Here is a 25879-nt window from a genome sequence, read left to right as displayed (position 1 = left end):
GGCGGTAGGAGGTCACAGTGGCAGCAAAGAAATCGAAACCTCGGGGGTTGGGGCGCGGATTGTCTGCATTGATGGCGGATGTAACGCAGGAAACCGAAGGCCGCGTCATGTCCGAACCACGCCGCCCGGACATGAAAGTCCCGATTGAAAAACTGCACGCCAATCCGAACCAGCCGCGCCGTACTTTTTCACGAGAGCAACTGGATGAACTGGCGGCTTCGGTCAAGGAAAAGGGCATTATCCAACCTTTGATCGTGCGTGAAATCTCGGAAGGTGATTATGAGATTGTCGCTGGTGAGCGGCGATGGCGTGCTGCGCAGATGGCGCAACTGCATGAAATTCCAGTTATTGTGCGGGATTTCGATGACACCGAGGTGCTGGAAGTCGCGATTATTGAGAATATCCAGCGTGCTGATTTGAACGCAGTAGAAGAGGCCGCGGGTTACAAACAGCTTATGGACCGCTTTGGCCATACGCAGGAAAAAATGGCCGAGGCTCTGGGTAAAAGCCGGAGCCATATCGCAAACCTGCTGCGATTGCTGTCATTGCCAATGGATGTGCAGCATTTCGTGGTCGAGGGAAAGCTGTCCGGCGGCCATGCGCGGGCGTTGATTACTGCCGAAAACCCGACAGAGCTGGCGAAAATTGTGATCCGCGATGGCCTTTCGGTCCGCGCGACCGAGGCGTTGGTCAAGAAACAACAGCAGCCGAATGAAGCAAAACCGGTTCCTCGGGCGCGTAATCTGGATGCCGGGAAGGATGCGGATACGCGGGCGTTGGAAAAAGATCTGTCGGCCATTCTGGCGATGAAGGTTGTCATCAACCACAAAGCGGGGACCGAGACGGGGCAGGTTGTGTTGACCTATGAAAACCTGGATCAACTTGACGATCTTTGCGCCAAGCTCAGCCGTTAGGGCGGGTCCAGATAAAGGTTAGCACAGCGCCCAAAACGACCGCCTGGATTGCAAGAACGTACCCCGGTACAGAAATCAGGACTGAAATTCCAAAAACGGCGGCAATCGACACGGTTGCCGCTTTTTTTGCACTTGCACGAATGGCGCCGGAGCTTTGCCAATCAATAATCATTGGGCCGAACGTGCGATGTGTGATCAGCCAATTATGCAAACGGGACGATGAGCGCGCGAAGAAGAAGGCGGCCAACAGCAGGAACGGGACGGTCGGTAGCAGTGGCAGCACGACACCGATGACTGCAAGCGCCACGCAAATCAATCCCAGAGTAGCCCAAAGATACTGCATGCTACCCCAGCAATTCCCGGATAACGGCATTCAATACTGCGCGTCCGTTTTTGGTGGCCCTAAGCTGACGGCCTTGCACCTCGACCATACCGATTTCACTCAGATCGTTGAGTTTGCCATGTGGCAGCTCATACGATGATAATGCACTGTAGCGATCTATATCTAGACCATCAGAAATACGTAGACCCATTATAAGGTATTCATTTGCCTGATCTTGCGGACTGAGCGCGGTGCGTTCCTTTTCACCCGATCCCTTGAGGGCAGCAGTCAACCACGCGGTTGGCGACAAGTAGGTTTCAGTGGCGTATTTGGTGTTATGAACCGTGATGCGCCCATGTGCACCGGGTCCGATGCCCACATAATCCCCGTAGTTCCAATAGATCAGATTGTGCCGCGACTCCGCGCCTGGTCGGGCGTGGTTTGACACTTCATAGGCGGGCAGGCCGTGGGCCTCACAAATCTCCTGCGTGGCGAGGTACATGTCAGCGGCGTGGTCATCCTCGGGCAGGCCGCGCAGTTTGCCCACCGCGTAACGGTCGCCAAAGGCGGTGCCTTCTTCGATCGTCAGTTGGTACAGTGACAGATGATCAACGGCCATCGACAGGGCTTCGGTTAGTTCCGCGCGCCAATCGTCCAACGTTTGATGCTGGCGGGCATAGATCAGGTCGAAACTGACGCGGTCAAAGCAATTACGGGCGATATCAAAGGCGGCGTGGGCCTCGGCCACTGTGTGGATACGGCCCAGACGACGCAGATCTTCATCGTTCAGCGCTTGTACCCCCATCGAGATCCGGTTCACGCCGGCATCACGATAGGCAGCGAAGCGCCCAGCCTCGACCGAGCCGGGATTGGCCTCAAGCGTGATTTCCATGTCATTGGCGGGCCGCCACAGGGCGCGGGCCTCATCAATCACAGCGGCGACGGTGTCGGGATCCATCAGAGATGGGGTGCCGCCACCGAAGAAGATCGTGTTCAGGATGCGATCGGGCGTTTCGGTGGCCGAGCGGCGCAGCTCGGTCAGATACGCCTCAAGCCATTGTTTTTGATCAATATTACGGGAAACATGGCTGTTGAAATCGCAATAGGGGCATTTGGCCTCGCAAAAGGGCCAATGCACGTACAGGCCAAAGCCCCCGTTGCGCCAATCATCCGCCAAAGCAGCCCTTCACGAACATCTCCACCGCGCGGCCGCGATGGCTGATCTTGTTCTTTTCCCAGCGATCCATCTCGGCAAAGGTAATGTCATAGCCGTCGGGGACAAACATCGGGTCATAGCCAAAACCGCCTTCGCCGCGAATGGGCCAGACCAGATGACCGGGAGCGATGCCCTCGAACACTTCGTCATGACCGTCGGGCCAGGCTAACACCAGGGTGCTGCGGAACTGCGCAGTACGCGGGTGGGGGGCGTTTTTGGCTTCCAACTCATTATGAGCGCGGGTCATCGCCATCAGGAAATCCCGGCCATTGCCAGTTTCGGCCCAATCGGCAGTGTAGACGCCGGGTGCGCCGTTCAGCGCGTCGATGGTGATCCCGGAATCGTCCGACAGAGCAGGCAGGCCGGTCGCCTTTGCCGCGGCATGCGCCTTGATCCGGGCATTGCCGACAAAGGTATCCTCTGTCTCTTCCGGTTCGGGCAGGTTCATCTCGCCCGCGCCGATCACGGTCACGCCAAAGGGCTCAAGAAGATGCGCCATCTCCTCAAGCTTGCCTCTGTTGTGCGTGGCGACCAGCAGCCTGTCGCTGTCGAACTTTCGGGTCATGCGGTGGCGGCTTTCTGTGCGGCTGCCAGTTCGCTGACGCCTTTTTCGGCCAGATCCATCAGCTGATCCATCTGCGCGCGGCTAAAGACCGAGCCTTCGGCGCTCATCTGTACTTCGATCAGCTTGCCCGAGCCGGTCATGATGAAGTTGCCATCCACACCGGCTTCGCTGTCTTCGGGGTAGTCCAGATCCAGTACCGGCTGACCGGCATAGATGCCACAAGACACGGCGGCGACAGGATCGACCAGAGGATCGGAAATCACATCGCCCGTTTTCATCAGCTTGTTCACCGCCAGACGCAGCGCGACCCAACCGCCGGTGATCGAGGCGCAGCGGGTGCCGCCATCGGCCTGAATGACATCGCAGTCGACAGTGATCTGTCGTTCACCCAGCGCCACCCGGTCGACACCGGCGCGCAGGGCGCGGCCAATCAGGCGCTGGATTTCCACGGTGCGACCGCCTTGCTTGCCTGAGGCCGCCTCACGCCGCATCCGCGTGTTGGTCGCGCGGGGCAGCATCCCGTATTCGGCAGTCACCCAGCCAAGGCCCGAGCCCTTGATAAAGGGCGGCACGCGGTCCTCGATCGTGGCGGTACATAGCACATGGGTGTCGCCCATCTTGATCAGGCAAGACCCTTCGGCATGTTTGGTGAAACCTGTCTCGATGGAAACAGCGCGCATTTCGTCTAGATTACGTCCTGAGGGTCGCATGGAATTTCCTTTGTTTGCTGGCTTTGGGATACCGCCCCGTGGCGTTACGATGCAACCCCGATTGACCTTTCATTTACCTGCGATTTAATGACGATCCAGCAGGGGGCCGCCGATGAGCGAAGCAAGTAAAATTCTGAATGAGATGAACGACCGCTCGCGCGAAGTGTTCCGGTTGATCGTCGAAAGCTATTTGGAGAGCGGCGAGCCGGTCGGCAGCCGCACCCTGACCCGCACCTTGTCGGAGAGAGTCAGCGCCGCGACGGTGCGCAATGTGATGCAGGATCTGGAGTTTCTGGGCCTGCTGGACAGCCCTCATGTGTCTGCGGGGCGGATTCCAACGCAGCAGGGGTTGCGAATGTTTGTTGACGGGTTGCTTGAGGTTGGCGATCTGGGCGCCGATGACCGGCAGAAGCTGAATGAGACATTAGGCTCTAACACGGGCGATGTGGGCGGTATGCTGGACCGGGTGGGATCGGCTTTGTCACACGTGACACAAGGCGCGTCGCTGGTGCTGACGCCCAAGCATGAGGCCGAGATTAAGCATATCGAGTTTGTCTCGCTGGGCCATGACCGGGCTTTAGTGGTGCTGGTGTTTTCGGATGGGCACGTGGAAAACCGCCTGTTCACCCCGCCGCCGGGGCAGACGCCGAGTTCCATGCGCGAGGCGGCGAATTTCCTGAACGCGCTGATTGAGGGCCGCACGATTAGCGAAGTGCGCAAGCAGATGCTGTCTCAGATCGACGTGCGTAAACAGGAAATTGATGTTCTGGCGCGTGACATGGTCGAAAGCGGAATCGCGGCCTGGGACGGGGACGGGGGCGACTCAGCCCGGTTGATCGTGCGGGGGCGGGCGAATCTGCTGGCGGATTCGGGCGAAGTTGAAGAGCTGGACCGCATTCGCACCCTGTTTGACGATCTGGAACGTAAGCGTGACATCGCCGAATTCCTTGAATTGACTGAAGATGGCGAGGGTGTGCGCATTTTTATCGGCTCTGAGAACAAACTTTTCTCACTTTCGGGTTCCTCTTTGGTGGTGTCTCCATATATGAACGCTGATCGTAAGATAATCGGTGCGGTCGGGGTTATTGGACCCACGCGACTGAACTATGGACGGATCGTGCCGATCGTGGATTATACGGCGCAACTGGTCGGCAAGCTGATTTCCGACCGGAGCTAGAGGGTAAGAGATGGCAGAGCCCAAAAACGAAGATTTTCTGGACGATATCGCAATGGCCGAAGCGGAAGAGCTGGCCGAGGACCTTGTTGAGATTAGCGAAGAAGAGCTTGAGATCGACGCGTTGCGCGCCGAGCGAGATGCGTTCAAGGACAAGTTCATGCGTGCCTTGGCGGATGCAGAGAATGCGCGTAAACGTGGCGACAAGGCCCGTCGGGATGCGGAACAGTATGGTGGGTCAAAACTGGCCCGTGACATGCTGCCGGTTTACGACAACATGAAGCGCGCGCTTGAGGCTGCGACCGATGAGCAGAAAGAAGTGGCTGCTGGTTTGATAGAAGGCGTGGAACTGACCATGCGCGCACTGAAGGACGTATTCCAAAAACATGGGATTGTGGTGATCACGCCGGAAGTTGGGGATCGGTTTGATCCAAACATGCATGAGGCGATGTTCGAAGCCCCGGTGCCTGGCACCAAGGCGGGCGACATCATTCAGGTCTCAGCTGAAGGATTCATGCTACATGACCGTTTGCTGCGTCCGGCGCAGGTTGGAGTGTCGTCGACACCTGCGAGCTGATTGGCTTCTGCGAAGCCAAGCCTCCGGCGGAGGTATTTTTGAACAGAAGAAGGGGCGGTCAGTTTTTGGCCGCCTCTTTTAGTTTGTAGATCAGGTCGAGTGCTTCGCGTGGAGTGAGTTCGTCCGGCAGGATATCTTGCAGCATGTCTGAGACCGGCGAGGGTTTCGGCGTGTGTGTTGGAGGTGGTGGCGCAGCTGAGAAAAGTGGTAGGTCGTCAATCAGCGCTTTTTGCTTGCCGCCTTCGCGTTCGGTTTTTTCCAGTTGTTCAAGGACGGTTCGGGCGCGATCGACGACAGATGCTGGGAGGCCCGCCAGCTGTGCGACCTGCACGCCATAGGAGCGGTCGGCGGCGCCTTTGTGGACCTCATGTAGGAAGATCACCTCGCCCTCCCATTCCTTGACGGCGACGGTGGCGTTGTCGACACTTTCGAGCTTACCCGCCAGTGCAGTAAGTTCGTGGTAGTGAGTGGCGAACAGCGCACGGCATTGGTTGGCCGCGTGCAGGTGTTCCAGCGTGGCCCAGGCAATGGACAGGCCGTCATAAGTGGCAGTTCCGCGCCCGATTTCATCCAGAATGACCAGCGCGCGGTCATCGGCCTGGTTTAGGATAGCAGCGGTTTCCACCATCTCGACCATAAAGGTCGACCGGCCGCGGGCCAGATCGTCGGATGCTCCGACCCGGCTGAACAATTGGCTGACGACGCCGATATGGGCCTGTTCAGCGGGGACGTAGCTGCCCATTTGCGCCAGCAGAGCAATAAGGGCGTTCTGGCGCAGAAAGGTCGATTTACCGGCCATGTTGGGTCCGGTCAGCAGCCAGATTGCTGCGCCCTGATCAGCACTCAGGTCGCAATCATTGGCGATGAAAGCGTCGCCCGACTGCTGTCGCAGGGCGTGTTCGACGACCGGATGGCGACCACCTTGGATGCTAAACGCGCGCGAGCTGTCGACCTGTGGGCGGCACCAGTTTTCGCCCCGTGCCAGATCGGCAAGCGCGGTGGTCAAGTCCAGTTCGGCCAACCCGCGCGCCGCTTGGTTGAGGCGGGCTGCAAGGGTTAGAATATCGCCGGAAAGCCCTTGATAGAGTCGTTTTTCGATCTCAAGCGCCAGATTTCCTGCGTTCAGGATGCGAGTTTCGATCTCGGACAGTTCGACTGTGGTGAACCGGACTTGGTTCGCGGTGGTTTGGCGGTGGATGTAGGTTTCAGAGAACGGCGGGTTCAGCATTTTTTCGGCATGGGTGGCCGTGGTTTCGATGAAATAGCCCAGCACATTGTTGTGCTTGATCTTCAGCGAGGTGATGCCGGTATGTTCCGCGTATTTCTGCTGGAATCCTGCGATGACGGATCGGCCTTCGTCGCGCAGGGTGCGGGCCTCGTCGAGTTCGGGGTCGAAACCGGGCGCGATGAAGCCGCCGTCGCGAGCCAGAAGGGGTGGTTCGGCGACCAAAGCCTCATCCAGCAGGTTCAACAGGTCGTCGAACCCCACAAGGTTTTGCAATGCGGTCGACAGCAGAACGGGCAGATCCTGTGTTTGGCAGATTTCGGCAATCTCGGCGGCTTGGGTCAGGCCATTGCGGATGGCAGCGAGATCGCGCGGCCCGCCTCGGTCCAGCGACAGGCGTGACAGAGCGCGATCCAGATCGGGGGTTTTGCGCAGCGCCTCGCGCAGGTCCGAGGAGATTAGGCTTTCTTCTGCGGCGAAAGTTACCGCATCAAGCCGCGCATGGATCACGTCCAGATTGCGGGACGGGCTGGACAGGCGCTGCTCCAGCAGTCGCGCGCCGCCCGGCGTCACGGTGCGGTCAACCACAGAAAGCAGTGATCCGGCGCGCCCACCTGACAGGGATCGTGTGAGTTCCAGATTGCGGCGCGTGGCGGCGTCGATCTGCACCACGCGATCCTCGGATTCCTTCAGTGGTGTTTGCAGCAAGGGCAATTTGCCCTTTTGGGTGATCTCAAGATAATCGATCAGCGCACCCATGGCGGCCACTTCGGCCCGGCCAAAACTACCGAACGCATCCAAGGCACCTACGCGAAACAGCCCACATATGCGTTTTTCCGCAGCTATACTGTCGAAACTGGCGCGCCCGATGGGGGTAAGCGAAATGCCCAGATCACGGACCGTCTCGTTCAACGCCTGTTCCATCCCGTCGCCCACGATCAACTCGGACGGGGCCAACCGCGCCAGCTCAGGGCTGAGCCGAACGGATGTCAAAGGCATTACGTGAAACGCCCCGGTGGAAATGTCGGCCCAGGCTAAAGCGGCCTCATCCCGGACCTCGGCGTAAGCGGCCAGAAAGTTGTGGCGGCGGGCCTCAAGCAGGGCGTCCTCGGTCAGTGTGCCGGGCGTCACGAGACGCACAACATCGCGCCGAACGACCGATTTAGAGCCTCTTTTCTTTGCCTCAGCCGGGCTTTCCATCTGTTCGCATACGGCCACGCGAAAGCCTTTGCGGATCAGCGTCAGCAGATAGCCCTCGGCGGCATGAACCGGCACGCCGCACATCGGGATGTCGGCCCCGTTGTGCTTGCCGCGTTTGGTCAGGGCAATGTCCAGCGCCTCGGCGGCGTTCACCGCATCCTCGAAAAACATCTCATAGAAATCGCCCATGCGGTAGAACAGCAGGGCGTCTGAATGGGCCTCTTTGATCTCAAGATATTGCGCCATCATCGGCGTGACTGTGGACAAAAGCGGCCCCCTCTTGGCGTCTTCCGGTCGCGACCTTACAAATCCCCCAACCGTGACGAAAGGTGAAAACGTATTGTCGTTGAGGCGCAGCCCCGCCTGCGCTATGACGCATAAGCCCCGAAGTCATGGAAACGACCTAAAAGATGCCCAAAACGAAGATCACCGAAGCAGAGGCACTGGCCTTTCACCTGGACCCCACCCCCGGCAAGTGGGAGGTGCAGGCCACCGTTCCCATGACCACGCAGCGCGATCTGTCGTTGGCTTACAGTCCAGGCGTCGCGGTCCCTTGTGAGGCCATCGCTGCCGCGCCCGAGACGGCGTATGACTATACCAACAAGGGCAATCTGGTGGCCGTGATCTCGAACGGGACGGCCGTTCTGGGCCTTGGGAACCTTGGTGCACTGGGCGGTAAGCCGGTGATGGAAGGCAAGGCCGTTCTGTTCAAACGCTTCGCTGATGTGAATTCGATCGACATCGAGCTGGACACCGAAGACCCGGATGAATTCTGCCGTGCGGTGAAACTCATGGGGCCGACCTTCGGCGGCGTCAACCTTGAAGACATCAAGGCGCCCGAGTGTTTCATCATCGAACAGCGCCTGAAGGAAGAGATGGATATTCCAGTCTTCCACGATGACCAACACGGGACCGCGGTGATCTGTGCAGCGGGTCTGCTGAATGCGCTGCATATCTCGGGCAAGAAGATTGAGGACGTGAAGATCGTTCTGAACGGGGCAGGTGCGGCGGGGATCGCCTGTATTGAGCTGCTCAAATCCATGGGCGCTCGGCATGAGAACTGCATCGTTTGCGACACCAAGGGCGTGATCTATCAAGGCCGGACCGAGGGGATGAACCAGTGGAAATCGGCCCATGCGATCACCACGGACCTGCGCACGCTGGAAGAGGCGATGAAAGGCGCAGACGTCTTCCTGGGCGTTTCGGTCAAAGGCGCGGTGACGCAGGATATGGTTGCCTCGATGGCCGACAACCCTGTCATCTTCGCTATGGCAAACCCCGACCCCGAGATCACCCCGGAAGAAGCGCATGAGGTCCGCGTCGATGCCATCGTCGCTACAGGACGCAGCGATTACCCCAATCAGGTGAACAACGTGTTGGGCTTTCCCTACCTGTTCCGCGGCGCGCTGGATATCCACGCCCGCGCCATCAATGACGAGATGAAGATTGCCTGTGCCCACGCGTTGGCAAATTTGGCGCGCGAGGATGTCCCGGATGAGGTCGCCATGGCCTATGGCAAATCGCTGACATTCGGGCGCGACTATATCATCCCCACGCCGTTCGACCCGCGTTTGATCCACCGCATTCCGCCTGCCGTTGCCAAGGCCGGGATGGATACCGGCGCAGCGCGGCGTCCGATCATCGACATGGACGCCTATGAGCTGAGCCTAAAATCCCGCATGGACCCGACCGCCAGTATCCTACGTGGTCTGAACGCCCGTGCCCGCGCCGCGCAAAGCCGGATGATCTTTGCCGAGGGCGACGACCCTCGCGTGCTGCGCGCCGCAGTGACATATCAGCGGTCGGGCTTTGGCAAGGCACTGGTTGTGGGGCGCCCCGATGACGTGAAGCAAAAGCTGGAAGAGGCCGGTCTGGGCGATGCCGTGCGCGAGTTGGAGGTGGTGAATGCTGCCAATACCAACCATCTCGAGACCTACTCGAATTTTCTTTATCAGCGTCTGCAACGCAAAGGGTTCGACCGCAAGGATATTCACCGTTTGGCCGCGCGCGACCGGCATGTGTTTTCTTCGCTGATGCTGGCCCATGGCCATGGCGATGGTCTGGTCACGGGGGCGACGCGCAAGTCGGCGCATGTGCTGGACCGGATCAACCATGTGTTTGACGCCGACGCCGCGCACGGAGCAGCGGGTGTGACGGCCCTTTTGCACAAGGGGCGGATTGTTCTGATCGGCGATACGCTGGTCCATGAATGGCCGGATGAGAATGATCTGGCAAATATTGCCGAACGCTCAGCCGCCGTTGCGCGCCATATGGGGCTTGAACCACGCGTTGCCTTCGTCAGTTTCTCGACCTTTGGCTATCCGGTGTCGGAACGCGCCGAAAAGATGCACCGTGCGCCTGCGGTTCTGGATCAGCGCGGCGTCGATTTCGAATACGAAGGCGAGATGACCGTGGATGTGGCCCTGAATGTGGATCAACAGGCGGGCTATCCGTTCCAGCGTTTGACCGGCCCAGCCAATATCCTGATCGTGCCCGCGCGGCACTCGGCCTCGATCTCGACCAAGCTGATGCAGGAGATGGGCGGCGCGACCGTGATTGGCCCGATCCTGTCTGGGATCGACAAGCCGATTCAAATCTGTTCGACCGTCTCGACGGCGAATGACATCCTGAACATGGCCATTCTGGCCTCGTGTGACATTTCGGGCAAACCATGACGATCTGGAACCTGGGCTCGATCAATGCGGACATGATCTATGATGTGCCGCACCTTCCCGGACCGGGGGAAACGCTGTCGGCCAATCGGCTGGACCGGTTTCTGGGCGGCAAGGGCGCAAACATGTCCGTGGCTTCGGCCCGAGCCGGGGCGCGGATTGCGCATATCGGGGCCGTCGGTTTCGACGGGCGCTGGGCACGGGATCGGCTGACGGAATATGGCGTTGATACCCGTTATATCGCGCAGGTGGATATGCCCACGGGCCATGCGATCATCGCTGTGGATTCCGAGGGTGAGAACAATATCATCCTGTTCCAGGGTTCGAACCACGCGATCTCTCAGGATCAGCTGGGGCAGGCGCTGTCATCGGCGTCAAAGGGCGACTTGCTGGTGATGCAGAACGAAACCAACATGCAGGTTGAGGCTGCAAAGATGGGCCGCGAGTTGGGTCTGACGGTCTGTTACGCCGCTGCCCCGTTTCAGGCGGATTCGGTACAGGCGGTGCTGCCATTTCTGGATTTCCTGATCCTCAACGCGGTCGAGGCCGAGCAGCTGCGTGAGGCCACCGGTCAATCTGTAACTGACCTTCAGATTGAACATGTGATTGTCACACTGGGTGCCGAGGGCGCGCGGTACTATCACCGTGGAGAGGTCTCGGATTTTCCGGCCCACAAGGTGCATGCCGTGGATACTACGGGTGCGGGCGATACATTTACGGGGTATGTTCTGGCCGGGATGGATCGCGGGATGCCAATGGCGCAGGCGATCACCCAAGCAAATCGTGCCGCGGCCCTAATGGTCACGCGGCACGGTACGGCGGATGTAATACCGGACCTCAAAGACGTCCGGGAGGCGCGGTTCGATTAAGACCCGGCAAAGGGTGCGTCGCCACCCCAAAGCTGTTTAACGCGGGCATCGCGGCCGCAGGCTTTGCGGTAGGCCTTATAGGCGTTCTTCTGACGCTTTGGGCCGAACCGGGTAAAGACCAGCTTGTCGCCCTTGTAGTAGTCCTGATGGTATTCCTCTGCCGGATAAAACGCGCCTTCTTGCAGGATCGGCGTTACGACCGTCTGGCCCAAGGCGCGTTGGGCGTCGGCTTTGGCAGCTTCGGCCTTGGCTTTTTCGCCTGCGTTAGAGACGAAAATCGCGGTGCGATAGCTGTCACCTCGGTCACAGAATTGACCGCCAGCATCCGTGGGGTCGACCGAGCGGAAGAACATGTTCAGCAGGGTTTCACGGGAAACGCGAGCCGGATCGAACGTGATCTGCACGGCCTCATAGTGGCCCGAGCCACCTTTGGACACCTGATCATAAGTGGGGTTGGCCACCTGACCGCCTGTAAAGCCCGAAACCGCTCCGATCACGCCGGGGACAGATTCGAAATCGGATTCGACACACCAGAAACACCCTCCGGCAACGGTTAGGGTTTCGGTTCCGGCGGCGGGCGCAGGGGCTGCACGCAGCAAGGCTGCGATCGTAATCAAAGCAAAAAGAAGCGTCGGTTTGACGTAGTCGAGATAAGCGATGCGAGTCATGGCAGGTCTCCTTCTGAGATCAAAGCTGCCCTCTCTTTTCGTCTCATGCAATCCGCTGACATGGTTTGTCACGCGGTGGTGAGACGAGTTTATCCCAGCAACTGCCCAAGCTTCATCGCCACGCCCATATTTCCCGAAATCTTGAGCTTGCCCAACGCGACGCCTGTCATCGGGTTCAGTTTCCCGGTTAGCAGCTTGGTCAGATTGTCCCTGGAAATGCGGATCGTACAGTCGGTATCCTGATCCTGCGTCGTGGCTTGATTATCTGCCAGAACGATGACACCGTCCTCTCCGCAATCGAACTTCAGCGAGCCGTCAAAATTCTTGCCGGTCAGACCTTTTTGAATGCCGTCCGCGATCTCTTGCAACATGGTGTTCCTCCTCGGTTGACCTTTGCGTAAAGGTAAAGCGCGACGTCAGGCAAGGGTGACCCAACGGGAACTGACGTGGCAGTGATGGCACAAGAAAACCCGGCGCCGTTTCGGGCGCCGGGTTCCATCAAAGATCGGTTTTGATTACTTCGACAGACGCTTTTCACGCGCGGCCAGCAGCTTCAGGCGCAGCGCGTTCAACTGGATGAAGCCCGCCGCGTCGGTTTGGTCATAGGCACCGGCATCTTCCTCAAAGGTCACATGCGCTTCGGAATACAGCGAGTGATCCGACCAGCGGCCCACGGTCGAGGCCAGACCTTTGTACAGTTTCACGCGGACGGTGCCGGTGACATGTTCCTGGCTCTTGTCGATGGCGGCCTGCAGCATCTCACGCTCTGGTGAGTACCAGAAGCCGTTATAGATCAGCTCGGCATATTGCGGCATCAGCTGGTCTTTCAGGTGCATCGCGCCGCGGTCCATGGTGATGGATTCGATACCACGGTGCGCTTCCAGCAGGATTGTGCCGCCTGGCGTTTCGTAGATGCCGCGCGATTTCATACCAACGAACCGGCCTTCGACCAGATCCAGACGGCCAATGCCGTGCTTGCCTCCATATTCGTTCAGCTTGGTCAGGATGGTAGCCGGGCTCATCGCCTCGCCATTGATGCTGACCGCGTCGCCTTTTTCAAAGCCGATTTCGATGAACTCGGGCTCGTTCGGGGCGTCTTCGGGATGGACTGTGCGCTGATAGACATAGTCGGGTGCCATATCGGCGGGGTCTTCCAGAACCTTGCCCTCGGACGAGGTGTGCAGCAGGTTCGCATCGACCGAGAACGGGGCCTCGCCGCGTTTGTCCTTGGCGATCGGAATTTGATGCGCTTCGGCCCATTCGATCAGACGGGTCCGGCTGGTCAGATCCCATTCACGCCAAGGTGCGATCACCTTGATTTCTGGGTTCAGAGCGTAAGCAGCCAATTCGAACCGCACCTGATCGTTGCCCTTGCCGGTCGCGCCATGCGCCACGGCGTCGGCCCCGGTTTCGGCAGCGATCTCAACCAGACGCTTCGAGATCAGAGGCCGCGCAATCGACGTGCCCAGCAGGTACAGACCCTCATACTGGGCATTGGCGCGGAACATGGGGAAGACGAAATCACGGACGAACTCTTCGCGAATATCCTCAATAAAGATGTTCTCGGGGCTGATCCCCAGCATCTCGGCCTTTTGGCGAGCTGGTTCCAACTCTTCACCCTGACCCAGATCGGCGGTGAAGGTGACGACCTCACAACCATATTCGGTCTGCAACCATTTCAGAATGATCGAGGTATCAAGGCCACCGGAATAGGCCAGAACAACTTTCTTGGGCGCGGACATCTGACTTCCCTTTATGCGTAGAACGACTGGCCCCTAACGGGTTTTGCCGCGCGGGGCAAGTTATCTGCGTTGACGGGCTGCCTGATTTCGGGTGAAACATTCGCATATAAAACACGAATTGGTTGAAGGGACAGATTTTACGATGTTGGGTTGGCAGATTTTTATGCACTCGGTGCGAATGGTTTTTGGAAATCTCAAACAGGTTTTGCAGATCACACTTGGTCCGGCCATCGTGGCGACAGCGCTTTTGATCGGCTTGTTTTTTGTGCTGGATGTCCCATTGGATCAATTGGATGCCGATGCGACTGAACCGTCTGGCTCGGTCATTTTGTTTTTCTTTGGCTTGGCGATTATTTTCATCGTGACGATGTTCTGGATCGCCGTGTCATGGCATCGCTTCATATTGCTTGAAGAATACCCAAGGGGTCTTTTCCCGACCTTCCGGTTTGACAGAATTCTTGCATATCTGGGGCGCGTACTGCTGATCGGTTTGGTGATGGCGCTGGCTTTTGTGCCGGTAAGCCTTGTTGCCGCCACCGTCGGAGCCAGCGTCTTATCCTTGGTGCTTGTGGCGGTTTTTTCTGTGTTTCTGTTTATTTGTTTTTATCGCCTGTCCATCATTCTTCCGGCTGCAGCGATTGGGCAACCTCTGACGCTGGGTGAGGCGTGGGCCAAAACCGTAGGGTCTAGTGGCGCGATCGTCGTTATTGTGATCGCAGCGGCAGTTTTCCAGTTTCTGATACAGCTTGTCATTTCAGCACTTGCTATTGTGCCGGTCTTGGGTGCCTTGCTGGCACTGTTTTTCGGAGCATTGGTTCTGCCAATGATCAATGTCAGTATTCTGACCACACTGTTCGGTGTGTTTGCCGAAGGACGCGAGCTGCGCTGAAGCTACGTACACATATGTATTCCTTGCCCTTTCGGCCGGGATAAGCCACTGAACGGGTCATGAGTGATTTCATGACCCGTGCCCGCGCTGCCGAACAGGCGATGCGCTCAGTCTTTCCGGCAACGCCGTTGCAGCGGAATGCCCATCTGTCTGATCGCTATGGGGCCGATATCTGGCTGAAGCGCGAAGATCTCAGCCCGGTGCGGTCGTACAAAATCCGGGGCGCGTTCAATGCGATGCGCAAGCAGCAAGGGCAGGACCTGTTCGTCTGCGCCAGCGCGGGCAATCACGCACAAGGCGTGGCCTATATGTGCAAACATCTGAACGTGCGCGGTGTGATCTTCATGCCGGTGACGACGCCGCAGCAGAAAATCCAGAAAACCCGCATCTTTGGTGGCGACAATATCGAGATCCACCTGACCGGCGACTATTTTGATGACACTCTGGCTGCGGCACAAGCGTGGTGCGCGCAGGAGGGTGGGCATTTCCTGTCACCCTTCGACGATGAGGATGTGATTGAAGGCCAGGCCTCCTTGGCTGTCGAGATCGAGGAGCAGTTGGGCCATCTGCCCGATCACGTGATCCTGCCGGTGGGCGGGGGCGGGATGTCCTCGGGCGTGGCGACGTGGTTCGGGGATCGCACTCATAGCCTGTTTGTTGAACCTAAAGGCGGGGCCTGCCTGCATGCGGCGATGGCGGCGGGGCATCCGGTGGCGCTGGACCATGTGGACAATTTCGTCGACGGCGCGGCAGTGGGCAAGATCGGGGCGAAACCGTTTGCTCTGCTGAAAGACCGCCACCTGTCCGACGTACATGTCCTGTCGGAAGATCGCATCTGCACCACAATGATCGAGATGCTGAACGTCGAGGGTATCGTGCTTGAACCCGCAGGTGCGCTGGCGATCGAGGCGCTGGGCGATATCCAAAGCTTTATTCGCGGCAAGACTGTGGTCTGTGTGACATCCGGTGGCAATTTCGATTTCGAACGCCTGCCCGAGGTCAAGGAACGGGCGCAGCGGTATTCAGGCGTCAAGAAATACTTCATCCTGCGCCTGCCGCAGCGCCCCGGAGCTTTGAAAGAATTTCTGAATATCCTCGGCCCCGAGGATGACATCGCCCGGTTTGAATACATGAAAAAATCGGCGCGCAATTTCGGCTCGGTCCTGATCGGGATCGAAACGCGCAAGCCCGAGAATTTCGCCCGTTTGTTCGCGCATTTGGACGAAGCCGGATTCACCTATACCGACATCACCGAAGACGAAACGCTTGCACAGTTCGTGATCTGACGGCGCATTTGTCGACCGACTTGTTTGCACTTGGAAATTCGCCTAGGCACGAGCGAGCGAACAAGACTGGAAAGTGCACAGATGAAGCCGCTTGCAGCAGTGACCATGGTATGGCGCGACTATTGGTACCTTGAGAAATGGGTCGCCTATTACACAGCTCAGCTTGGCCCCGAGAATGTGTATATCCTGTCGCACGGTGCCGATCCCGAGATTGACCGGATCGGGCAGGGCTGCAACGTCATCGCCATTTTGCGCGATGGGCTGCATCAAAGCTTTGACTACGCCCGCTGGCGCATGTTGTCGGATTTTTCGGCCATGCTGACGCAGTTCTATAACCGGGTGATCGTGGCAGATTGCGACGAATTGCTGGTAGCGGCGGACGGGTCTGCGCTGTTGGATTACAAGTTTGACTTCCAGGAAAACGCGGCCGCGGCGGTGGGGTTCAATCTGGTGGCAACTCTAGGCAGCAATCAGGAGCTACTGTTTTCGCCTGACAAGTATTGCTTGTTCGAAGTCCCCTATTCCAAACCTTGTATTGTCAAGAGTCGCGTTTCGTTTGGCACTGGCGGACATGGCGTGATGAATGACAACTTCGACTTGCTGCCTGGCTTGTTCAATATGCATTTTCACTATGGCAACCTAGACGAGTTGCATCGACGGGAACAGGAGAGGTCTCCGCTGGTGGATGAGTCGATGGAGCGGGATGCCAAGATTGCCAGTTCCCCGGGTCAATCTGTCGGAATCGTCAGCTGGCGTTGGCGGTCACGCCGACATAGGCGTCTGACAAAAAGGCTGTTGCGCTGTGAAGAACTGCCGATAGCGGAAACTGTCGAGCTTTGTCGACAGGATGCACTAAAAACGTTGATGACCATGGAAGATGGTTATTTCACCCATGATCGGAAAATGGATGTTACCTTGCGGAAGTTCCGATTTCCCGAGAATTTCCAGATAAAACTATAGTCTTTTCAATTTCCCAAGGCCCGATTTGAATTCGGCACATGAGGATTCAAACACTTCGAATACCTGCGGGACGTCTACCATCTGAGATTGCCCCTGCGCAGATTGCCTCTCTCCGTCCTGACAGAGCTTTGCCAGCGATTTGAATCCAAGACTTAGTGCGGCACCCTTCAGAAAATGAAGATTTTGTTCGAACCCTTCGCGGTTGGTGTCGGCGCTAAAGCGGGAAAGTGCTTCTTGCACCTCGTCCAGAAAAATTGCGACCACCTCGTCGAACTCACTGGTGCCGACTTCGTTCCGCAATTGTCTGACCCTGGGCCAGTCGATCATAACCAAATCTCCGCTTTTCCGACGACAGTATCTTGATAGAGCGGGATCGGTAAAAACCGGGTTAAATTTCCGACAGTTATGACCTTCACCGGATATTAAACAGCCGCACGCTAGGGTCGCCCCACAAGGATGAGCACCACAGGGCAGAGGGTTCAGGTGGCACAGGTAAGTCATGCAGAAACCAGGGCAGCGCTGGGGTTTGGTGGTATCCGAACGGTGCTTGTCGTTGATGACAGTCGCCTGCAGCGGCGTATCCTTGTGGCATCGCTGAAAAAATGGGGTTTCGAAGTTCTAGAAGCGGATAGTGGTGACGCCGCGATTGGGATTTGTGCGCAGGGCTTGCCAGACCTTGTGCTTAGCGATTGGGTCATGCCAGGGATGAGCGGACTGGACTTCTGCAGGGCATTCCGTGCATTGGAAAGTGACCAATACAGCTATTTCATTCTGCTGACGTCGAAAAGTGAAAAGCAGGAAGTCGCGCGGGGTCTGGATGCCGGCGCAGACGACTTTCTGATCAAACCGCTTGAGGCGGATGAGTTGCGCGCGCGTATTTCGGCCGGTGCGCGTATTTTGGACATGCAACGCGAATTGTCCGAGAAAAACCGTATGATCGAAACCGCGTTGGAAGAGTTGCGCGTGGCCCATGATGCCATCGACGCAGATTTGATGCAGGCGCGCAAGATTCAGGAATCCCTGGTGCCCGAGCTGTCACGGGAATTCGGCAAGTCACGGGTCAGCCTTCTATTGAAGCCTTGCGGGCATATCGGCGGCGATCTGGTCGGTATGTTTTCACCTGGTGTGAACAGGTTGGGGTTCTACAGCATAGATGTTTCGGGCCACGGTATCACCTCGGCCATGATGACGGCGCGGTTGGGGGGGTATTTGTCCAGCAACCACTTTGATCAAAACGTGGCGATGGAAAAGCGCTTTGAAAAGTTCTTCGCGCTGCTGCCGCCGGAACAGGTGGCCGAGATGTTGAACTCCCGGCTGATGGCAGATGCCGGCGTTGAAGAGTATTTCACGATGGTCTACGCGATTGTCGATCTGCGCAACGGGCATCTCAAAATGGTTCAGGCGGGGCATCCCCATCCGCTAATGCTGCGGGCCGACGGAACCACCGAATTTATGGGCGAAGGCGGTTTGCCAATCGGCCTGCTGCCGGATGTCACGTTTCAACGTATCGAAACCTACATGAAACCGGGGGACAAACTGCTTTTGTACTCTGACGGGTTCACTGAATGCAGTCTTGCAGATGGTGGATTGCTGGAAGAGGACGGACTACGCGGTATGGCAACGAATTGCGCAACAACTCATGGCGGGACCGAGTTTCTGGACGACATGTTCTGGCGGTTGACTCAATCCATGCCGCCCGGAAAGGGTATGGACGATGACGTCTCGGCTGTGTTTTTCGAATACAACGGGCCTTAGAGGCCCTTCAGGTGCCGAGCTGCGAAATGGCGGTCGCCCGCATTGCCCAACATCTGCGCAGCGTCCGCGCAGTCCATCCATAGCGCCTCGTGAAACGGCTCGGTCGGGGGGCCGATGCGGCGCACGGGTCGGGCGCGGTAGATCAGGCAGATTTTCTCGGCCCACAGGTCGTATTCGGGCATGAAGGTAAAGCGCCGAAACGCGCCCATGCGACGCGGCGCGGCGATCAGCCAACCGGTTTCCTCGTACACTTCGCGATGCAGGGCGGTGATCGGTGATTCGCCCGGATCAATACCGCCTCCGGGCAGTTGCAGATCGGGGCCGGGCTGCAACTGGCAGGTCAGCAATAGGCTGCCGCCTCGCGGTAACAGAGCATAAACTCCGACACGTCTGATGTATTTCTGCCCCGATTGCGGGGTTTCACCGAACCGTCTGATCATGTATGGCCCCTTACAACCCGAAAACTTCGACCTATATGCTGGCGGTATGCCAATCTGTGGCGTGTAAGGAAACCCCATGTCTCTTGGAACCAAAATCGCGTGGGACGACACCGTCCTGCCCTTTCAACTCGATGTATCCGATATGCGTGGCCGCGTAGCGCGGTTGGACGGGGTGCTGGACGGCATCCTGAAGCAGCATGACTACCCTGAAAAGGTCGAGGCTTTGGTGGCCGAGATGGCCCTGCTAACCGCATTGATCGGTCAGACGGTTTCGCTGCGCTGGAAGCTGTCTTTGCAGGTGCAATCCAAGGGGGCGGTGCGCATGATTGCAACCGATTACTATGCCCCGCAGGCCGAGGGTGAACCGGCCCGCATCCGCGCCTATGCCAGTTTCGACCATGATAAGCTGACCGATGCCGCGCCGTTTGATCAGGTTGGCGAGGGGTATTTCGCCATCCTCATCGACCAGGGCGAGGGTACGCAGCCCTATCAGGGCATTACGCCGCTGGCCGGTGGCTCACTCAGCGCCTGTGCCGAAGCTTATTTCGCACAGTCCGAACAGTTGCCGACGCGGTTCTCGCTGAGTTTTGGGAAATCGACCGAACCGGGCGTCGGTGAGCATTGGCGCGCGGGCGGGGTGATGTTGCAGCACATGCCCAAAGCCTCGCCTTTTGCGGCTTCGGGTCAGGGCGCGGGCGAGATTCTGACCGCCAATGATCTGGTGGACGGGGAAGAGGGCGAAAATTGGGGCCGCGTCAACATCCTGTTGGATACGGTGGACGATCTTGAACTAATAGGACCGTCCATAGCGCCGACCGACCTGCTGATCCGCCTGTTTCACGAGGAACAGCCGCGTGTATACGATGCGCAGCCGGTGCAGTTCGGCTGCACCTGCTCCGAAGACCGTGTGCGGCAAAGCCTGTCGATCTATTCGGCCAAGGACATCGAAAAGATGACCACGCCCGAGGGTGACGTGACCGCGGATTGCCAGTTCTGCGGTGCGCATTATGTGCTGGATCCCAGCACTGTTGGTTTCGATGCTGACAACGCCTGAACTGACAGACCAGCTGCGGGTGGCCCTGCGCCGCCCCGGCAACGGGTCAAGCGATTTTGACCTGAACCCCGACACGGTTCTGCCCGAAGGGCGCAAGCTGCGACCGGCCGGCGTTCTGGTTCCGATTTCCATCGCCGATGGCACGCCGCGCCTGATCCTGACGAAACGTTCTTCGGCCCTGAAACATCATCCTGGGCAGATCGCTTTTCCAGGCGGTAAGCAGGATGAGGGGGATGTGGATGTCACCGCCACCGCCCTGCGCGAGGCACGTGAAGAAATTGGCTTGCCCGAGGATCTGCCGGAAATTCTGGGTCATCTGCCCACGCATGAGACGGTGACGTCCTTCACAGTCACGCCGGTCGTGGCAATCTTGCATGACAGGGTCCGGTTTGTATCTGAACCTGGTGAGGTGGACGAGGTTTTCTCGGTCCCGCTTGCGCATGTGCTGAACCCTGAAAACTATCTCGTTGAATCGCGCCGGTGGCGGGGTCAGAAACGGTATTATTTTACGGTGCCCTATGGTCCCTACTACATCTGGGGCGCGACGGCCCGAATGCTGCGAGGTTTGTCTGCACGGATGAGCGAATGACGGTGATCACCGAAGATTGGGTGTCAAACCCTGCGACGCAAACAGTTTGCGCGGCGCTGGTGAATGCGGGCGCGCAATCCTTGTTTGTGGGTGGTTGCGTGCGCAATGCGCTGCTGGGGGCTCCGGTCTCGGATATCGACATCGCCACGGATGCGCGGCCTGAACGCGTGGTGGAACTGGCGCAAGGTGCTGGTCTGAAAGCGATCCCCACCGGGATTGATCATGGCACCATCACTGTCGTCAGCGATGGCATCCCGCATGAGATCACGACCTTTCGCCGTGACGTGGAAACCGACGGTCGCCGGGCCGTAGTGGCCTTTTCCGATCACGTGGAAGAGGACGCGGCCCGCCGCGATTTCACCATGAACGCGCTTTACGCCCAGCCTGACGGCTCGGTTTTGGACCCGTTGAACGGGTTGGGCGATTTACAGGCGCGACGGGTGCGGTTCATAGGCACGGCAGAACACCGCATTCGCGAAGACTACCTGCGGTCGCTGCGCTATTTCCGGTTTCATGCGTGGTATGGCGACGCTGAGGCGGGGTTTGACCCCGATGCACTGGCCGCGATTGCGTCCAATCTGGACGGGCTTGTCGCCCTGTCTCGCGAACGCGTTGGCGCTGAACTGTTGAAACTATTGGGTGCGCCGGATCCTGCGCCTTCGGTCGCGGCGATGCGGCAGGCGGGGGCTCTGTCTCAAATCCTGCCAGGGGCGGATGACCGCGCGCTTGCTCCTTTGATTGCATTAGAAGAACAGGCGGGGGTTGATCCCGAACCGATCCGCCGTCTGGCCGCCATTGCCCCGCCTGAGATCGCCAAGACCCTGCGCCTGAGCAAAACCCAGCTTCAACGCTTGACCCGGATGCGGGATGAGGCCAGCGGCACCGCATCCATTGCCGAGTTGGGCTTTCGCGACGGCGAAGAGGATGGTCTGCACGAAGCTTTGCTGCGCTGCGCTCTTCTGGAACAGCCTTGGTCAGAAGACATGCGCGCTGATCTGCGCAAAGGGGCTGCCGCCGATTTCCCAGTTCAAGCGACCGATCTGATCCCGGATTTCACCGGCCCCGCGCTGGGCAAAAAACTGGCAGAGCTTGAGACGCGGTGGATTGCGTCCGGGTTTGCCCTCACCCGTGAAGAACTGCTGGGAAGCTGAGCCAAAGCCTCAAAAAGGGATGACAATTTGGATTCTTTGTGCTTACGTGCGCCTGTCACATGAATGGAGGGATGCGAATGTATTACGGGATCTGGTTCGGCTAAAGCCGGGACACGTTGACCCGTAAGGGTGGTGTTCTGGCACCATCTTTCTTCGCACGACCTATTATCTGCTCAATCTGGAGCACGCTTCATGTTTCGCTATTTCGAAAACCTTGTTGACCCTTTTGCCGCTTACACGGAAACCAACACGCCGCCCACGCGGCTGTGGCCGTTCATGCTGGAATATACCCGGCCCTTCTATGGGCTGTTTGTCTGGGCGGCGCTGATCTCGATCATTGTGGCCGCGGTCGAAGTTGGGCTGATCTACTACATGGGCCGCGTTGTGGACCTGTTGTCCGGCTCTCCGGCCGAAGTCTGGAAAGCCCATGGCACCGAGTTGATTCTGATGGCCATCTTCGTTCTGCTGCTGCGTCCGCTGTTGCATGTGGTGGATGTATTGCTGCTGAACAATGCAATTTTGCCCAATGTAGGCACTATTTTTAGATGGCGTGCCCATAATCATGTGCTGCGCCAGTCGGTGAAATGGTTCGAAAATGATTTCGCCGGCCGTATCGCCAACCGCATCATGCAGACGCCTCCCGCTGCGGGTGAGGCGGTGTTTCAGGTGTTTGACGCGATCTCTTTCTCGCTAGCGTATCTGGTGGGTGCGGCGATCCTGTTGATGGCCGCCGATCCGCGCCTGTTATTGCCGTTGCTAATCTGGTTTGCGCTCTATGCGCTGCTAGTACGATGGACGGTTGCGCGGGTGGGGCCCGCGTCCAAGGCGGCCTCGGATGCGCGGTCCGAAGTGACAGGGCGGGTGGTGGACAGCTATACCAACATCCATTCGGTCAAAATGTTTGCCCATGACGCGCAAGAGCTGGGCTATGCCCGCGAAGCGATCGAGGAAACGCGTCGCACGTTCCAGATCGAGATGCGGATTTTCACCATCATGGATGCTGTCCTGGTTGCGCTGAACGGGCTGCTGATCGTCAGCGTGGTCGGCTGGGCCATTGCGCTTTGGATGCAGGGCAGCGCCTCGGTCGGGGTGGTCGCGGCGGCGACGGCGCTGACCTTGCGGCTGAATGCGATGACCGGCTGGATCATGTGGGCGTTGACCAGCTTCTTTCGGGAGCTGGGTGTTGTGGCCGAAGGGATGGAGACGATTGCTCAACCCATCGACCTGCTCGATGCACCGGACGCACAGCCTTTGCAGCTGACCCACGGTCAGATCGACATCCGCGATCTGTCGCATCACTATGGGCGCGAGACCGGAGGGCTGGATCACATCAACCTGACAATTCAGCCTGGTGAAAAGATCGGTCTGATCGGGCGGTCCGGAGCCGGTAAGTCGACCTTGGTCAAGTTGCTTTTGCGGTTTTATGATGTCGAACAGGGCGCGATCCTGATTGACGATCAGAACATCGCGCAGGTCACGCAGAACAGTTTGCGCAGCCATATCGGCATGGTGCAGCAGGACAGCGCGTTGCTGCACCGCTCGGTCCGGGACAACATCCTCTATGGCCGCCCCGGAGCGACAGAGGGGCAAATGATCGCCGCCGCCAAGCAAGCCGAAGCGCATGAGTTCATCCTTGATCTGCAAGACCCGCAGGGGCGCACGGGTTATGACGCGCATGTGGGTGAGCGTGGCGTGAAACTGTCTGGTGGCCAACGGCAACGGGTGACGTTGGCGCGAGTCATTCTGAAAGATGCGCCGATTTTGCTGTTGGATGAGGCGACGTCCGCCCTAGATTCCGAGGTCGAAGCCTCAATCCAGGAAACGCTCTACGGCATGATGCAGGGAAAAACCGTGATCGCCATTGCTCACCGTCTTAGCACGATCGCCCGCATGGACCGTATTCTGGTCATGGATGGCGGCAAGATCGTCGAGCAGGGTGGCCATGCAGAGCTACTGTCGCAGGGCGGGCTGTATGCTCAGTTCTGGGCGCGGCAATCCGGCGGCTTTCTGAACCCGGAGGCCGCGGAATGAGGGTTGCTGACCTCATACACCCGTTCAAATCCACCGAAACGCCCCCGCCGCAAACGCTGGGGGCGTTCATTCGCTGGAGCCTGTCGGGCGCCTGGCCGATGATCTTTGTTGCCGCGTTCTTCTCGGCGTCGGCAGGTGCGATGGAAGCCGGAACTGCCTGGATCTTGGGACGCGTCATAGACGTGGCGACCCAAGGCGGTCCCGAGGGTTTTCTGAGCGGCAGCAATCTGTGGGTCATCCTTGGCGGTGCCGCGTTCTTCATGCTGCTGCGCCCTGTGTTTTTCGGCATGTCGGCCCTGTCGAACAACTATGTCGTGATGCCCAATATCACGCCCTTGGTGTTGGCGAAGCTGAACCGCTGGACTCTGGGCCAATCCGTCACCTATTTCGATGATGATTTCGCCGGACGGATTGCGCAGAAACAGATGCAGACCTCGAACGCGATGGCCTCGGTCGTGTCCGAGACGATCAGTGCGATTGTCTTTGCGCTGGCCTCGCTTGTGGGTTCTTTGCTTTTGTTAGGATCGATTCATCCACTGGTGATGATGCCTTTTATCGGCTGGCTCATCGTCTACTTCCTTTTGATCCGCTGGTACCTGCCGCGAATCCGGTTGCGCTCGGGCGCGCGGGCCGGGGCGCGGGCGATGGTGTCGGGGCAGGTGGTGGATACGATCACCAATATCAAGACGGTCAAGCTGTTCGCCCATTCCGCGTTCGAAGATCAGGCCGCGCGTACAGCTATGGTCGATCTACGCGAAAGATCTCTGGAGTTCGGCAGCCTGTCCGCCGCTTTCCGGTTCATCCTGATGGTGCTGGCAGGTGTTCTGCCGGTCTTGCTGATGGGCGCGACCTTGTTGCTGTGGCGCAGCGACATTGCGACGGCGGGTGATATCGTTGCGGCGGGCGCAGTCTCGATCCGCATTTCGCAGATGACCGGCTGGGTCAGTTTCACCCTGATGGGTCTTTACGCCAATATCGGCGAGGTCGAAAATGGCATGAAAACCCTGGCCAAACGTGACCGGGTCGAGGATGCACCTGCCGCAAAGGAACTGAAAGTGGGTCAGGGTCAGATCGCCTTCGACCACGTTAGCTTTGCCTATGGTCGTGATATCGGCGGCGTATCGGATGTGGATTTGGTCATTCACCCCGGCGAAAAACTGGGGATCGTTGGGGCCTCTGGCGCAGGTAAATCGACGCTCGTCTCGCTGCTATTGCGGCTCTATGACGGGGAAAAAGGCGCTATTCGCATTGATGGGCAGGACGTGTCACAGGTGACGCAGGACAGCCTGCGCCGTCAGATCGGCATGGTCACGCAGGAAACCGCGATGTTCAATCGCTCGGCGCGTGACAATATTCTGTACGGCCGCCCCGATGCTTCTGAGGATCAGATGATTGCCGCCGCAAAAAAGGCCGAGGCGCATGAATTCATCCTGTCCCTGCAAGATGCTCACGGTCGCACCGGCTATGACGCGCATCTGGGTGAGCGGGGCGTAAAGCTGTCGGGTGGACAGCGTCAGCGCATCGCTTTGGCCCGCGCAATCCTCAAAGACGCCCCAATTTTGGTGCTGGATGAGGCGACCTCGGCGCTGGATTCCGAGGTTGAGGCGTCGATCCAGACAGCCTTGCACCGCGTGATGGAAGGCAAAACCGTTCTGGCCATTGCCCACCGCCTGTCCACCCTCAGCGAGATGGACCGGATCGTGGTTCTGGATCAGGGCCGCATCGTCGAATCCGGCACGCATGACGCGCTGCTGGATCAAAGTGGGCTTTATGCGCGGTTCTGGCACCGCCAGTCGGGTGGATTCATTCAGGCCGAAGCGGCGGAATAGCGCCCAAAGGGCTTTTGTTGTGCGCAAAGCACCGGTATCAG

Annotated in this window: 24 protein-coding genes; 14 read left to right on the top strand and 10 right to left on the bottom strand. The window is 58.4% G+C overall.

Annotated elements, in window-relative coordinates:
- Positions 1 to 17 precede the first annotated feature (17 nt).
- Positions 18 to 914, top strand: coding sequence for a ParB/RepB/Spo0J family partition protein (locus GOV80_RS15770; protein ID WP_170786179.1), 897 nt, complete (start codon positions 18 to 20; stop codon positions 912 to 914).
- Here GOV80_RS15770 and GOV80_RS15765 read toward each other — a convergent pair.
- From GOV80_RS15765 to rph, 4 genes are read right to left on the bottom strand one after another with little or no spacing between them, the layout of a single operon-like run.
- Entirely contained in the window at positions 904 to 1257 is a 354-nt protein-coding gene (locus GOV80_RS15765; RefSeq protein ID WP_170771350.1) for a YbaN family protein, read from the bottom strand. The two genes, GOV80_RS15770 and GOV80_RS15765, sit on opposite strands and share 11 nt — an antisense overlap.
- 1 nt (position 1258) lies before the next feature.
- Positions 1259 to 2413: a radical SAM family heme chaperone HemW gene (gene hemW, locus GOV80_RS15760; protein ID WP_170786177.1), complete on the bottom strand. Its 1155-nt coding sequence runs from the start codon at positions 2411 to 2413 to the stop codon at positions 1259 to 1261.
- Positions 2403 to 3017: an RdgB/HAM1 family non-canonical purine NTP pyrophosphatase gene (rdgB, locus tag GOV80_RS15755; protein ID WP_170771354.1), complete on the bottom strand. Its 615-nt coding sequence runs from the start codon at positions 3015 to 3017 to the stop codon at positions 2403 to 2405. Before rdgB ends, hemW begins: the two co-directional genes overlap by 11 nt.
- Positions 3014 to 3727, bottom strand: coding sequence for a ribonuclease PH (rph, locus tag GOV80_RS15750; protein ID WP_170786175.1), 714 nt, complete (start codon positions 3725 to 3727; stop codon positions 3014 to 3016). The genes rdgB and rph overlap by 4 nt, the downstream gene beginning before the upstream one ends.
- Positions 3728 to 3839: 112 nt before the next feature.
- On the opposite strand from rph, the gene hrcA reads away from it, so the two are divergent.
- Together hrcA and GOV80_RS15740 are read left to right on the top strand one after the other, a co-directional pair.
- On the top strand, positions 3840 to 4904 hold the full coding sequence (gene hrcA / locus GOV80_RS15745; RefSeq protein WP_170786174.1) for a heat-inducible transcriptional repressor HrcA: 1065 nt from the start codon (positions 3840 to 3842) through the stop codon (positions 4902 to 4904).
- A 10-nt stretch (positions 4905 to 4914) separates the two neighbouring features.
- A complete protein-coding gene (locus tag GOV80_RS15740) occupies positions 4915 to 5478 on the top strand; it encodes a nucleotide exchange factor GrpE (RefSeq protein WP_170771360.1) in 564 nt (187 codons plus the stop codon).
- Positions 5479 to 5536: 58 nt separating this feature from the next.
- Here the strand turns inward: GOV80_RS15740 and mutS are convergent, their stop codons facing one another.
- Positions 5537 to 8152 carry a DNA mismatch repair protein MutS gene (gene mutS / locus GOV80_RS15735; protein WP_170786545.1) on the bottom strand — a complete coding sequence of 872 codons (2616 nt, stop codon included), beginning with the start codon at positions 8150 to 8152 and terminating at the stop codon, positions 5537 to 5539.
- Between the two features lie 161 nt (positions 8153 to 8313).
- On the opposite strand from mutS, the gene GOV80_RS15730 reads away from it, so the two are divergent.
- The gene (locus tag GOV80_RS15730; RefSeq protein WP_170786172.1) at positions 8314 to 10578 is read left to right on the top strand and encodes an NADP-dependent malic enzyme; all 2265 of its coding nucleotides are present in this window, start codon (positions 8314 to 8316) and stop codon (positions 10576 to 10578) included.
- Complete coding sequence (locus tag GOV80_RS15725) at positions 10575 to 11444, top strand: ribokinase (RefSeq protein WP_170786170.1); 870 nt, start codon at positions 10575 to 10577, stop codon at positions 11442 to 11444. Before GOV80_RS15730 ends, GOV80_RS15725 begins: the two co-directional genes overlap by 4 nt.
- On the opposite strand, the gene msrA is transcribed toward GOV80_RS15725, so the two are convergent.
- From msrA to GOV80_RS15710, 3 genes are all read right to left on the bottom strand, one after another.
- Positions 11441 to 12112, bottom strand: a complete 672-nt coding sequence (gene msrA, locus GOV80_RS15720; protein WP_170786168.1) for a peptide-methionine (S)-S-oxide reductase MsrA — start codon at positions 12110 to 12112, stop codon at positions 11441 to 11443. The two genes, GOV80_RS15725 and msrA, sit on opposite strands and share 4 nt — an antisense overlap.
- Positions 12113 to 12201: 89 nt before the next feature.
- Positions 12202 to 12483, bottom strand: coding sequence for an SCP2 sterol-binding domain-containing protein (locus tag GOV80_RS15715; protein ID WP_170786166.1), 282 nt, complete (start codon positions 12481 to 12483; stop codon positions 12202 to 12204).
- Between the two features lie 144 nt (positions 12484 to 12627).
- On the bottom strand, positions 12628 to 13854 hold the full coding sequence (locus GOV80_RS15710) for an argininosuccinate synthase (RefSeq protein WP_170786164.1): 1227 nt from the start codon (positions 13852 to 13854) through the stop codon (positions 12628 to 12630).
- Between the two features lie 289 nt (positions 13855 to 14143).
- On the opposite strand from GOV80_RS15710, the gene GOV80_RS15705 reads away from it, so the two are divergent.
- From GOV80_RS15705 to GOV80_RS15695, 3 genes are all read left to right on the top strand, one after another.
- On the top strand, positions 14144 to 14743 hold the full coding sequence (locus GOV80_RS15705) for a hypothetical protein (protein WP_237215879.1): 600 nt from the start codon (positions 14144 to 14146) through the stop codon (positions 14741 to 14743).
- Positions 14744 to 14802: 59 nt separating this feature from the next.
- Entirely contained in the window at positions 14803 to 16029 is a 1227-nt protein-coding gene (ilvA, locus tag GOV80_RS15700; protein WP_170786161.1) for a threonine ammonia-lyase IlvA, read from the top strand.
- Positions 16030 to 16110: 81 nt separating this feature from the next.
- Positions 16111 to 16989 (top strand): glycosyltransferase family protein, encoded by an 879-nt coding sequence (locus tag GOV80_RS15695; RefSeq protein ID WP_170786159.1) that lies wholly within the window; start codon positions 16111 to 16113, stop codon positions 16987 to 16989.
- Here GOV80_RS15695 and GOV80_RS15690 read toward each other — a convergent pair.
- On the bottom strand, positions 16984 to 17316 hold the full coding sequence (locus GOV80_RS15690; protein ID WP_170786157.1) for an Hpt domain-containing protein: 333 nt from the start codon (positions 17314 to 17316) through the stop codon (positions 16984 to 16986). The genes GOV80_RS15695 and GOV80_RS15690 overlap by 6 nt on opposite strands.
- A gap of 156 nt (positions 17317 to 17472) precedes the next feature.
- Between GOV80_RS15690 and GOV80_RS15685 the strand changes: the two genes are divergently transcribed.
- The gene (locus GOV80_RS15685; protein ID WP_336510170.1) at positions 17473 to 18744 is read left to right on the top strand and encodes a PP2C family protein-serine/threonine phosphatase; all 1272 of its coding nucleotides are present in this window, start codon (positions 17473 to 17475) and stop codon (positions 18742 to 18744) included.
- On the opposite strand, the gene GOV80_RS15680 is transcribed toward GOV80_RS15685, so the two are convergent.
- Positions 18741 to 19184: an NUDIX hydrolase gene (locus tag GOV80_RS15680; RefSeq protein ID WP_170786153.1), complete on the bottom strand. Its 444-nt coding sequence runs from the start codon at positions 19182 to 19184 to the stop codon at positions 18741 to 18743. The genes GOV80_RS15685 and GOV80_RS15680 overlap by 4 nt on opposite strands.
- Before the next feature lie 76 nt (positions 19185 to 19260).
- Between GOV80_RS15680 and hslO the strand changes: the two genes are divergently transcribed.
- The 5 genes from hslO (at position 19261) to GOV80_RS15655 (ending at position 25838) form a co-directional block, all read left to right on the top strand.
- The gene (gene hslO / locus GOV80_RS15675; RefSeq protein ID WP_170786151.1) at positions 19261 to 20238 is read left to right on the top strand and encodes an Hsp33 family molecular chaperone HslO; all 978 of its coding nucleotides are present in this window, start codon (positions 19261 to 19263) and stop codon (positions 20236 to 20238) included.
- Positions 20222 to 20827, top strand: a complete 606-nt coding sequence (locus tag GOV80_RS15670) for a CoA pyrophosphatase (protein ID WP_170786544.1) — start codon at positions 20222 to 20224, stop codon at positions 20825 to 20827. Before hslO ends, GOV80_RS15670 begins: the two co-directional genes overlap by 17 nt.
- Entirely contained in the window at positions 20824 to 21978 is a 1155-nt protein-coding gene (locus GOV80_RS15665; protein ID WP_170786149.1) for a CCA tRNA nucleotidyltransferase, read from the top strand. Before GOV80_RS15670 ends, GOV80_RS15665 begins: the two co-directional genes overlap by 4 nt.
- Positions 21979 to 22170: 192 nt before the next feature.
- Positions 22171 to 24009, top strand: coding sequence for an ABC transporter ATP-binding protein (locus GOV80_RS15660; RefSeq protein WP_170786147.1), 1839 nt, complete (start codon positions 22171 to 22173; stop codon positions 24007 to 24009).
- Positions 24006 to 25838 (top strand): ABC transporter ATP-binding protein, encoded by a 1833-nt coding sequence (locus GOV80_RS15655; protein ID WP_170771389.1) that lies wholly within the window; start codon positions 24006 to 24008, stop codon positions 25836 to 25838. The genes GOV80_RS15660 and GOV80_RS15655 overlap by 4 nt, the downstream gene beginning before the upstream one ends.
- Positions 25839 to 25879 lie beyond the last annotated feature (41 nt).

The organism is Ruegeria lacuscaerulensis (assembly GCF_013034685.1).
GTDB lineage: Bacteria > Pseudomonadota > Alphaproteobacteria > Rhodobacterales > Rhodobacteraceae > Ruegeria > Ruegeria lacuscaerulensis_B.
This window is presented reverse-complemented; position numbering and strand designations above follow the sequence as displayed.